9 protein-coding genes are annotated in these 12162 nt (G+C 21.2%); all 9 read left to right on the forward strand.

The features are described from left to right. Positions 1-273: 273 nt before the first annotated feature. The 9 genes from mnmA to UAR70_01245 all read left to right on the forward strand — a co-directional run bounded on the left by mnmA (position 274) and on the right by UAR70_01245 (position 11872). The gene (gene mnmA / locus UAR70_01205; protein ID XBC39958.1) at positions 274-1374 is read left to right on the forward strand and encodes a tRNA 2-thiouridine(34) synthase MnmA; all 1101 of its coding nucleotides are present in this window, start codon (positions 274-276) and stop codon (positions 1372-1374) included. Between the two features lie 767 nt (positions 1375-2141). Further along, positions 2142-3518 (forward strand): adenylosuccinate lyase, encoded by a 1377-nt coding sequence (gene purB / locus UAR70_01210; GenBank protein ID XBC39959.1) that lies wholly within the window; start codon positions 2142-2144, stop codon positions 3516-3518. 695 nt (positions 3519-4213) lie between these two features. After that, entirely contained in the window at positions 4214-4996 is a 783-nt protein-coding gene (locus tag UAR70_01215) for an enoyl-ACP reductase (GenBank protein XBC39960.1), read from the forward strand. A gap of 61 nt (positions 4997-5057) precedes the next feature. After that, positions 5058-6998 carry an exoribonuclease II gene (locus tag UAR70_01220; GenBank protein XBC39961.1) on the forward strand — a complete coding sequence of 647 codons (1941 nt, stop codon included), beginning with the start codon at positions 5058-5060 and terminating at the stop codon, positions 6996-6998. A 231-nt stretch (positions 6999-7229) separates the two neighbouring features. Continuing rightward, positions 7230-7868 carry a YchE family NAAT transporter gene (locus UAR70_01225; protein ID XBC39962.1) on the forward strand — a complete coding sequence of 213 codons (639 nt, stop codon included), beginning with the start codon at positions 7230-7232 and terminating at the stop codon, positions 7866-7868. A 138-nt stretch (positions 7869-8006) separates the two neighbouring features. Next, the gene (lipB, locus tag UAR70_01230) at positions 8007-8618 is read left to right on the forward strand and encodes a lipoyl(octanoyl) transferase LipB (GenBank protein XBC39963.1); all 612 of its coding nucleotides are present in this window, start codon (positions 8007-8009) and stop codon (positions 8616-8618) included. Positions 8619-8743: 125 nt separating this feature from the next. Next, the gene (gene lipA, locus UAR70_01235) at positions 8744-9697 is read left to right on the forward strand and encodes a lipoyl synthase (protein ID XBC39964.1); all 954 of its coding nucleotides are present in this window, start codon (positions 8744-8746) and stop codon (positions 9695-9697) included. A gap of 476 nt (positions 9698-10173) precedes the next feature. Further along, positions 10174-10773: a GTP cyclohydrolase II gene (gene ribA, locus UAR70_01240; protein ID XBC39965.1), complete on the forward strand. Its 600-nt coding sequence runs from the start codon at positions 10174-10176 to the stop codon at positions 10771-10773. Positions 10774-11374: 601 nt separating this feature from the next. Next, complete coding sequence (locus tag UAR70_01245) at positions 11375-11872, forward strand: TIGR00645 family protein (GenBank protein ID XBC39966.1); 498 nt, start codon at positions 11375-11377, stop codon at positions 11870-11872. Positions 11873-12162 lie beyond the last annotated feature (290 nt).

Genomic DNA, 12162 nt, shown 5'->3' on the forward strand with positions numbered 1-12162 from the left:
AAAATTGATTCATATGCTATTAATTATATTTATTAATAGTGCGATTTATATATGTTTCTTAGAATGTTTAATTAATGTAAGAGCTTTACGAATTATAATTTTATTCTGGTAAATTTTATTTTTATTATTAAGATATTATATACTATAATTTTTTTTTTTAATAAAAATTCTAGATTTTATAAAATTTATTGTTATTTATAATAGTGATTTTTATTAAAATGATTAAATTTTTTAAAACTTACTACAATTAATATTTAAAGTTAAATAAAAAACATGTGTAAATTAAATAAAACAGTAATTTTAGCAATGTCAGGTGGTGTAGATTCATCAGTATCAGCATATATTTTAAAAAATCAGGGATATTGTGTTAAGGGATTGTTCATGAAAAATTGGGAAGAAGATGATAATATTTCTCATTGTTCTTCAATACAAGATTTAAGAGATGCAAAAAACGTATGCAAACAACTAAATATTCCTTTATACAATGTTAATTTTTCTTATGAATATTGGGAACATGTATTTAAAAAAGTTTTATCTGAATATAAAATAGGAAGAACTCCAAATCCTGATATTTTATGTAATAAAGAAATTAAATTTAAAGTTTTTTTTGAATATTCAATAACAGATTTAAAAGCTGATTATATTGCTACAGGGCACTATGTTCGAAAAGGTATTATGAATAATAAATATTTATTGTTAAGAGGTGTAGATAAAAATAAAGATCAAAGTTATTTTTTATATACTATTACTCAAAAAGTATTAAAAAAATGTTTATTTCCTATTGGAAATTTAACTAAAATTCAAGTTAGATCAATTGCTCATAGAAATAATTTAGTAGTCGCTAATAAAAAAGATTCAGTTGGAATTTGTTTCATTAATCCTAAAAATATTAGAAAATTTTTAAATCGTTATTTGCCACATAAAAAAGGAAATATTATTACTACTTCAGGCACCAAAATAGGTCAACATTATGGGTTAATACATTATACTTTAGGTCAACGTAAAGGATTAGGTATAGGAGGTTTAAAAGGTTTTAAAAACATTTCTTGGTATGTAGTTAATAAAAATATTTCTAATAATACTTTAATCGTTTCACAAGGTAAAAATAATTCAGAGTTAATGTCACAAGGATTAATAGCAGATGAAGTACATTGGATTTGTGATATTGATATTAAAAAATCATTGAATTGCACAATAAAAACTAGATATCGTCATTTAGACGTTGCATGTAAAATAACCTTTTTAACAAAAGAAAATATTAAGATTATTTTTTATAAACCGGAATCTTCTATTACTCCAGGACAATCAGTAGTTTTTTATGTATCAGATATATGTCTTGGAGGTGGTATTATAAAAAAAAGATTGCCTGTTTAAAATAATAGTTTTTTTTATTTTTCATAAATATTTTATATTTTGTTTAGATAATGTTAAAAATTAACATTAAAAATTTTTATTTTATGAAATAATTTTTTTCAAGAATATGTTAGTTTATTGTGTTGATGTATAAATTATTATCAACAGGATTTTGTTATAATAAGTTATTTCAAGTATTTCATTAATAGCACTTTAGTTCTTAATCTTAAAGCTATGTTATCGGTATACAAAAATGATGAATAAAATGTAGAATTAGACATAAAAACGATAATATCTTGGTTTTAAAAATATTAATGTTTTATATTTCAAGAATAAATATTATGAGAGTATTGTACATTGTATTTTAGATTTAATAATTTTGGAACATAAATTACAAAAATTTTTATATTTTTGAATATTTTATCTCAAAAGTTATTTTTATTAAAAATAGGAAATATAGATAAAAATTTTACCTATAATATTTTAGAAGAAAAATTGTCTAATATATATTTAGATAAAATTAGCATTTTAAATTTTATAACATAAATTTTTAGGTTAAAGAAATATTGTATGATGTATCGATACAAAAATAGTACAAGACATTTATCACTATCAAGTATTAAATCAATAGTTTTATAGAAACAGGTAGAAAAAAGTTTTTCTAGTTAATTTTTAAAAAAAAATATGTATATTGTTATGTTAATATTGTTTTGAAAAGATTAATAAAACAAATATAAATTATTGTATGTTATATTTTTCTATAAAACGTTATGAGAGGTGTTTGTTAAATGAGTTTATCTTCGCTTTTTGCTATCTCTCCAATAGATGGACGTTATAGTAGTAAAACTATTAAATTACGTTGTTATTTTAGTGAATATGCTTTTTTAAAATTCAGAGTAAAAATTGAAATATTATGGCTAAAAAGAATTCTTTCATTAAAAAGCTTAGGAATTAATTATAATAGTAAAATTTTTAAGTATTTAGATAATATTATAATAAATTTTAATGAAAAAGATGCATATCAAATAAAAAAGTTAGAAAAAAAAAATAATCATGATGTAAAATCTATAGAATATTTTTTAAAGAATAAATTATCTAAACTTTTAGGAAAACATTCTATTTTAGAATTTATTCATTTTAGCTGTACTTCAGAAGATATTAATAATTTAGCATATGGTTTAATATTAAAAAACTCCAAAAAAAAATTAATTATTCCTATTTGGAAAAAAATTTTAATAGAAATAAAAAATATGGCTTTTCGTTATCATGATGTTCCTATGTTATCTCGAACTCATGGTCAACCAGCAACTCCTACTACCATGGGTAAAGAACTTATTAATTTTGTATATAGATTACAACGTCAATTAAAACAATTTAAAAACATAGAAATTTTAGGAAAACTTAATGGATCGGTAGGTAATTATAATGCACATTATTTTTCTTATTCTAATTTAGATTGGTATAAAATTAGTCAAGAATTTGTAAATTCTCTTGGATTAGTGTGGAATCCATATACTACTCAAATAGAGCCTCATGATTATATTTCTGAGTTTTTTAGCTGTATTTCGCGTGTTAATACTATTTTAATTGATTTTAATAGAGATATTTGGGGTTACATTTCTTTGAATTATTTTAATCAAAAATTAAAAATTCAAGAAATTGGTTCTTCTATTATGCCTCATAAAATTAATCCTATTGATTTTGAAAATTCTGAAGGTAATTTAGGATTATCAAATGCTATTATTAATTATTTTATTGAAAAATTACCTATTTCTCGTTGGCAAAGAGATTTGAGTGATTCCACAGTACTTAGGAATATTGGAACAGCGATATCTTATTCTATAATTGCATATGATTCTATTATTTTGGGTATTAAAAAATTACAAATAAATAAGAAAATATTACTTAAAGATTTAAATAGACATTGGGAAGTATTAGCAGAACCTATTCAAACAATTATGCGTAAATATGGAGTAAAAAATTCTTATCAGAAATTAAAAAATTTAACTAGAGGTAAAAAAATAACTTCTAATATCATTTTAAATTATATTAAAACATTAAAAATTAAAGATGAAGATAAAAAAAAATTAATTAATTTAACTCCAGAAAATTATTTAGGTTTAGCTTCTCAGTTAGTTAAAATGTTTGATAAAAAAATTTTTTAAGATTAATTATTATTTTAATTTTACAGTTATACTAATAGGATTAAGTTTTTTTGGTAATTTATTGTGTAATTTATATATAATTGTGATAAATAAAATATATAAGTAAAATGACAAAATTTAATTTTATTTATATATTTAATTATTTATACAAAATATTTATTTAAACATACATTTTTTTATTCAAAATAATATTTATAATTTTAAAAAAAAGTTGTTATTAGAAAATTCTAAATTTATTAAACTAATTTCAATTAATCTGTTTAATAAAAATAAAAACGTTTGCTGCTATATCAAAGTAAAATAGATTATATTATCTCCATCTTATTTTATTAAATAAAAAAATCAATGTTTAATAGATACAGCATATATTAATATTTTATGTAATAAAATTTTATTTAAATTTCATAATTTTAAAATATTACGTTATGTTATAATTATTTTTTATATTAATCTTTTAAACAGGTTTTTAAGAGTTTTTAATGTTAAAAATGAATTATAAATAACATTTCATTGAACTTTTTTAAAAGTTTTGTGTTATAAATTACATTGAAAAAATCAATTTAATTGTATTTTTAAAATATCATGGTTTTATATAATGTAATATAATTCTAGAAGGAAGTATGTCATACTATATTAAATTTTTATTGTTTATATTTTCATCATAATCAAAATATATAAATTGTTTTAGGTGTTATATGGGTTTATTAGATGGAAAAAAAATTTTAGTTACAGGTATAGCAAATAAATATTCTATTGCATATGGTATAGCACAATCTTTATATAAACAAAATGCTACATTAGCTTTTACATATCATACTGAAAAAACAAGAAAAAAAGTGCTTAATATAGCAAATGAAATGGGAGTAAAACTTGTGATTCCGTGTGATGTTACTAATGATAACAGTATTAAAAAATTATTTTTTTGTATTAAAAAAAAATGGAATAAATTTGATGGTTTTGTTCATTCAATTGCTCATTCTTCTAAAAAACAGTTATCTGGAGATTATATAAATAATATTACTAGAACTGATTTTTCTAGGGTGTTAGATGTAAGTTGTTATAGTTTTTCTGGTATGGCTAAAGAATGTAGAAATATATTAAAAACTAATGCTTCCTTATTAACTTTAAGTTATATAGGATCTCAACGAGTTATTCCTAATTATAATGTTATGGGAATCGCTAAAGCAGCATTAGAATCTAATGTAAAGTATATGGCTTATTATATGGGGCCAAATGGTATTCGCGTTAATGCCATATCTCCATCTCCACTCAAAACATTGTCTATATATGGTATTAAAAATTTTAAAAAATTGCTAAATTTTACTACTATGTGTTCTCCTAATAAAAATCCTATTACTATCCAAGATGTAGGAAATGTTGCTGCATTTTTATCTTCAGATTTATCTAAAGGAATTACAGGGCAAATAATTTATGTAGATGGAGGATTACATATCACTGCTATGAATAACTTCAAATAGCTCTATATATATTTTATTTAAAAAAGATTTATATATCTATTTCAAAATAGGTTGTAGAACTATGTTTCATAATAATCCATTATTATTTAAATTAAAAAAAAAATTAAGCTCAAAAACATCTAGAATAGAGGGTATAGTAAAAAGTACTGATAAAGGATTTGGTTTTTTAGAAATAGATTCTAATACTAGTTATTTTATCCCACCTACAAAAATGAAAAAAGTAATGCATGGAGATCGCATTACTGCATTATTAAAAATAGAAAATTTTAGAGAAATTGCTGACCCTGAAAAATTAATTGAACCTTTTTTGACTAGATTTGTTGGAAAAATTCAAATTAATCAATCTGTAGTATCTATTATACCAAATTATCCGTTTTTAAAAACTGGGATTGTTTGTATTGTCTCTTGTAATTTACCTAAACATGCAAAAACAGGAGATTGGGCTACAGCAATATTAGTCAAACATAAATTAATATCTGGACATCATAAATTTTTAGCTAAATTAACGGAATATATAATAAACAAAGAAGATTTTTTAGCTCCTTGGTTAGTGACTCTTGCACATTATCAATTAGAGTCTCAATGTCATGAATTAAATTCTAGTTCAATTACTTTTGATAGTTCTGTATTAAGAAAAGATTTAACACATTTGAATTTTATTACTATTGATAGTATTACTACACGAGACATTGATGATGCTGTATATGTAGAATCATATTCTCAAGGTGTTTTTGATTTAATAGTTGCTATTGCAGATTCTACTTCATATATCCCGTTAAGTAGCTCATTAGATAAATATGCGTTAGAAAGAAGTTATACTAATTATTTGCCAGGATTAACTATTCCAATGTTACCATTGCAATTATCTGAACACAAATGTTCTTTAGAATTAAATAGACGTCGTCCAGTACTTGCTTGCAAAATTAGAATAGATAAAGATGGTTCTATTTTACACAATTATACTTATTTTTTTTTAGCATGGATTAAATCTAAAGCAAAATTGGTATATGAACATGTATCCGATTGGTTAGAACATACAGGACATTGGATTCCAGAATCTAGAGATACAGCTAATCAGTTATGTATGTTAAATGATATATTTATTATAAGAAATTCATGGAGGAAGAATTATGCATTATTATTTCAAGAAAATCCTGAATATCGTTTTAAATTATCTAATGATTTTAAAGTTTTAAGTATTTCTTTAGAAAATAGAAGAATAGCTCATAAAATTATAGAAGAAGTTATGATTACAGCTAATATATGTGCAGCACAAAAATTGTCTGAAAAATTAGGATTTGGAATTTATAATGTTCATCTTGGTTTTGATTCTACTAATAGTGAATATATAGCAAAATTATTATGTGAATATGGTATTGTAATTGATAGTAAAGAAATTCAAACATTAGAAGGATTTTGTAAATTAAAACGTTTTTTAAATAATAATTCATATCGATATTTGAATAATAGAATTACAAAAAGCCAATCTTTTGCAGAAATACAGTGCATTCCAGGACCTCATTTCTCGTTAGGATTAAAAAATTATGCCACATGGACATCACCAATTAGAAAATATAGTGACATGATAAATCATAGATTGTTAAAATCTATTGTTACAGATACAAATGCTACTAGACCTGGAATTGATGTTTTATTAAAAATTAATAATCGACGTAAACTTTTAAAAATGGCCGAAAGAGATATAATAGATTGGTTATATATACAATTTTTTTCTTCAGAGAAGTATCAAAACAAAATTTTTAAAGCAGAAATTGTTGATGTTTTTAAATCTGGTATAAAAGTAAAATCTCTAAAATATGGTGCAAATATTTTTATCCCCGCTTCTTTTTTACATGATTTTCATCGAGAATTATTTTTTAATCATGAAAAAGGAACAGTTTATATCAATGAAAAAAAAATATATTGTGTATCTGATATAATTAAAGTTAAATTGATCAATGTGCGAATAAATACTAGAAGTTTAATAGGAAAACCTATTTAAATTTTTAAAATATAATTTATAAAATATGTTTCTAATTAATTTTCAATATGAAAACAGTAATTTACTTATAAATTTGTAATATTTAGAGTTTAATTAACTTATTTATAAAAAATTTTAATATAAATTATTTGTATACACTAATTATATAAAACATAAATGTCAAATTAAATTTTGAATTTATTTTTTATTTATTTTTTCTATTTTAACTCAATTTTATTTTTGGAGGAAAATATGAATATTTTTATGTTTGATTTATCAATTTATATTAGTTTTTTTTTCAGTTTATGCGCCTTAGTGAATCCTATTGGTATGATTCCAATTTTTACTAGTATGACTCATCATCAATCTATGTCTGAAAGAAATAAAACTAATTTTATAACTAATTTTTCAGTGACAATTATTTTATCTATGTCTTTATTGTTTGGAAACTATATTTTAGATTTATTTGGTATTTCAATTAATTCTTTTAGAATTTCTGGAGGTATATTAATTATAATGATAGCTATGTCTATGATTAGCGGAAAATTAGTTAATAATAAAAATAGTCATAAAAATAAAAAATTTGAAAATAAAACATCTCAAAATATTTCTATTGTGCCTTTAGCTATGCCTTTGATAGCAGGTCCTGGTGCTATTAGTTCTACAATTGTTTGGAGTACACATCATTCTAGCATAATAAATATATTAGGATGTATAATAACTATTATTTTATTTTCATGTTTTTGTTGGACTTTATTTAAAATTTCTCCTATGGTGGTTGGAGCTTTAGGTGTTTCTGGAATTGATATTATGACTAGAATTATGGGTTTATTATTAATGTCTCTAGGAATAGAATTTATAGTACTTGGTGTAAAATCTATTTTTTTTTAGGATATATTATATACATTAATATATATGATTTAATATTAAATATGACATTGATAAATTTATTTTACGATAAAACAATTATTCTATATTATTGATTTTTAATACTAAACAATTTAATTGTGATTTAATAAGAGCTATATTATGTATATAAAAAGCATAAAAATACGTAATTTAGGTTTACGTAGTGTTCAAAATGTATGTTCTAATATGTATAATTTCACTATTAATAGAACGAATTTTACTAAAGATGAAGTATGGTTAGTTCAACATTATCCAGTTTTTACTATAGGTGTTCAAGAAAATAAAATTAAATTTTTAATTGAAAATAATATACCTGTTGTATTTAGTAATAGAGGGGGTAAAATTACATACCATGCTCCAGGACAGTTAATCATGTATTTTTTAATTAATTTATCACGTCGAAAAATTACAGTAAGAAAATTAATTTCATGTATGTATGATACTATACTGTCTACTTTAAAATATTTTTCTATTAATTCATACTTACTAAATAATTTTCCTGGGATTTATGTTAATAATAAGAAAATATGTTCTATAGGTCTTCGTATAAAAAATGGTTGTTCGTTTCATGGAATGTCTTTAAATATAAATATGAATTTATTACCTTTTCGATATATTTATGCTTGTGGTAATGATTTTGAGAGTACACAAATAGCTGATATACAACCTAATTTATGTTTTAAAACAATTCAACGTGTATTAATACAAAAAATAAAAAAAAATTTTTTATAAATCTTACTTTATAGTAAATTATTTTAGTTATTTTGTATTTCAAATATACAAATCTATAATTTATATATATTATTAATTTCAAAAAATATTTATAATTTTTTCTAAATATAAGGATTTTATAAGTTATGAATAGAAATAATCTATTGAATATTGGTGTCAAAAAAAAACTTCCATATAAAAAAAATATTCCAATAACATTTTTATCTAATTATAATTCTAAGATATTAAAAAAACCTAATTGGATAAAGACAAAATTACCAATAAGTTTTAAAAAGATACAACATATTATGTCTATTTTACGAAAATATAATTTACATACTGTATGTGAGCAAGCGTTATGTCCTAATTTAACTGAATGTTTTCATCAAGGAACAGCAACGTTTATGATTTTAGGTTCTATATGTACACGACGTTGTCCATTTTGTGCTGTAGATCATGGAAAACCTAGTTTTGTGAATAAAGATGAACCGGCTTTTCTTGCTAAAGCTATATTTGATATGAAAATACGTCATGTAGTTATTACTTCTGTAGTAAGAGATGATTTAGAAGATCGTGGAGCTCGACATTTTTCTAACTGTATTCAAGCTATTAGACAAAATAAAAATGTTACAATTGAGATATTAGTACCTGATTTTAGAGGTGTAATGAAAAAATCGTGTAAAATTATAAGCATTTCACCTCCAGATATTTTTAATCATAATTTAGAAAACGTTCCTAGATTATATAAATTAATAAGACCCGGTGCTAGCTATAAAAATTCTCTACAATTACTAGAATATTTTAAAAAATTAAATCCTAATGTACCGACTAAATCTGGTTTAATGTTAGGTTTAGGAGAAACATATAAGGAAACTATGAATGTCATGAAAGATTTATTAAGTCATGGAGTAACTATTTTAACTATAGGTCAATATCTTCAACCTAGTTTAGATCATTTTCCTGTGCAAAAATATATTACCCCTAATGAATTTCAAGAAATTAAAAAAGAAGCATTATCTTTTGGATTTAAAAAGGTCTTTTGTGGATCATTAGTGCGTTCTTCATATCATGCTGAAGAACAATTCAATTGTGCTAATTAATAATTAATATTCAATAAGTAAAATAAATAAATTAAATTTTTAAAAAATATTTTAATTATTATATAATATAACAAATACTGTACTATTTTTTTTGTGATTAATTTTACTATATAAATTTTATATTTCGTATATTTTAATGAAATAAGTTATTAAAAAATTATTCAATAATAAAATAGTAAATTATTGAAACTCTATATTGAATATTTTTAAAATTAAATAATTTATATATTTTGGCGTATTAATATAACTCTATCGTTTAGAAACTATTTTTTTAAATCAAAATTTATTTTCAACAAGATTATAATATTTTAATACTTAAATTAAAAATTTTAAATAGTTTATGTTTAGAAAGATGATAAATTTATAAGTATAATATTATTATATAGTTATTTTAAATTTAAAAAGTTTAAATATATTTTTATATAAAAATTTTTTATATTAATATTTAAAACATATATAATATTCTTGGAAAGCATATGAATCTTAGAAAAATAGCAGAAGCACAGTTACCTACTTCTTTTGGTGAATTTTTAGTGATTTCATTTGAAGAAAAAGATACAAAAAAAAATCATATAGCATTAGTTTATGGAAATATTAACAATAAAAGTAGTCCAATATTATCTAGAGTTCATTCTGAATGTTTGACTGGTGATGCATTATTTAGCAAACGATGTGATTGCGGTTTCCAACTAAAATTAGCCTTAAGTAAAATAGTTAAAGAAGGTTGTGGTATTTTAATATATCATCGTCAAGAAGGAAGAAATATTGGATTATCTAATAAAATACTTGCATATTCATTACAAGATGTTGGTTTAGATACTGTTGAGGCTAATCATTATTTAGGATTTTCTGCAGATGAGCGAGATTTTACTGTGTGCGCAGATATATTTAAAATATTAGATATTCAACAAATAAAATTATTAACAAATAATCCTTTAAAAGTCACCATTTTAAATAGTTTAGGAATTAAAATCATTGAAAGAATATCTCTCATTGTAGGTAGAAATTCAAAAAATACTAAGTATCTAAATACCAAAGCAGATAAAATGGGTCATTTTTTACCCATTGAAAAATAACGAAAAATAGCCTACTTATATTATATATTATAATATAGATTTTAATACATATAAATATTTTTTATAAAGAATGTTTAGTGATTTTTAAGTTTTATTTTTAGTCTTATCAAGTAATATTAATTTTAATAATTTTAGTGATAAAATATATTTTTGTTGTATAACTAGAATTATAAATTTGACGTGAATATATTCATATTATTAATATAATTTTAAAATTATTTTGATATTGTATAAAATTCTATATTTTATAACTAAAAATAGTTTAATAATAAAAGATATAGTTTTGTATACTTTTTTAGATATATATAATATTAAAAAATAAAAATTTATTTTATATAGAATAAATTTAAAAATAATTTTTTAATATTTAAAATATTTGTACATTATTTTTAAAAAAATTTTATTTATTAATTATGTTGATTAATATTTTAATATTAAGAAATAAATAGTTAAAGTTATACTTTAATAGATAAAAATTATGTATTAATTTATGATAATTTTTTCAAAATAAAAATCATCAAAAATTTAATAGTATTAAATAAATATTTTATATTGAAAAAATATATTTATTTTTAAATTAATTATAGGATAAAAAATTTTAATGGAAAGATTAATTGAAAAAACAATTTATGCTTCACGTTGGCTAATGTTTCCAGTGTATATTGGTTTATCGTTTGGTTTTATATTATTAACATTGAAATTTTTTCAACAAATAATTCTTGTTATTCCAAAAATTTTAGTCATGTCTGAATCAGGATTAATCTTAATAGTGTTATCTCTAATTGATATTGCATTAGTTGGGGGACTTTTAGTTATGGTAATGTTTTCTGGGTATGAAAATTTTATTTCTAAAATGGATATTAAAGTAAATAGCAAGAAATTAGGATGGATGGGTACCATGGATGTAAATTCTATAAAAAACAAAGTAGCATCTTCAATTGTAGCTATTTCTTCTGTGCATTTGTTAAGATTATTCATGGATGCAGATAAAATATCTAACGATAAAATTATGTGGTGTGTATTAATACATTTGACATTTGTTTTATCTGCGTTTGGAATGGCGTGTATAGATAAGATGAGTAAAAAAAATTATTCGTAAATATAAAATTTATGTTTTAGTGCCTGAATCAAAAAATTTAAGTTAGAAATAATTATAATACTTATATAATAATAAAATTTAATTATAGTAAAAATCACAAAAATAAAATTGTTTTTGATGATAAAGATTTAGCTATCTTTTAAATATTATATTTTATTTTTTAATAAGTTTTTATAGAAAAAAATAAAAAAATCAATATGCATTAAAAAATGTAATTAATATGAAAAAATGAATTTTACTTAATGATTAAAAAATATTATATTGTTTTAATCATATTAAAAAAATAAAAT

Origin of the sequence: Buchnera aphidicola (Chaetogeoica yunlongensis), from assembly GCA_039829965.1 — a bacterium.
Taxonomy (GTDB): Bacteria; Pseudomonadota; Gammaproteobacteria; order Enterobacterales; family Enterobacteriaceae; genus Buchnera_B; species Buchnera_B aphidicola_BA.

What these genes read in the sequence shown, in the direction of transcription:
- ribA (XBC39965.1), top strand. Translation starts at nt 10,174, where the DNA reads ATGAATCTTAGAAAAATAGCAGAAGCACAGTTACCTACTTCTTTTGGT.
- UAR70_01225 (XBC39962.1), top strand. Translation starts at nt 7,230, where the DNA reads ATGAATATTTTTATGTTTGATTTATCAATTTATATTAGTTTTTTTTTC.
- UAR70_01220 (XBC39961.1), top strand. Translation starts at nt 5,058, where the DNA reads ATGTTTCATAATAATCCATTATTATTTAAATTAAAAAAAAAATTAAGC.
- lipB (XBC39963.1), top strand. Translation starts at nt 8,007, where the DNA reads ATGTATATAAAAAGCATAAAAATACGTAATTTAGGTTTACGTAGTGTT.
- lipA (XBC39964.1), top strand. Translation starts at nt 8,744, where the DNA reads ATGAATAGAAATAATCTATTGAATATTGGTGTCAAAAAAAAACTTCCA.
- purB (XBC39959.1), top strand. Translation starts at nt 2,142, where the DNA reads ATGAGTTTATCTTCGCTTTTTGCTATCTCTCCAATAGATGGACGTTAT.
- UAR70_01245 (XBC39966.1), top strand. Translation starts at nt 11,375, where the DNA reads ATGGAAAGATTAATTGAAAAAACAATTTATGCTTCACGTTGGCTAATG.
- UAR70_01215 (XBC39960.1), top strand. Translation starts at nt 4,214, where the DNA reads ATGGGTTTATTAGATGGAAAAAAAATTTTAGTTACAGGTATAGCAAAT.
- mnmA (XBC39958.1), top strand. Translation starts at nt 274, where the DNA reads ATGTGTAAATTAAATAAAACAGTAATTTTAGCAATGTCAGGTGGTGTA.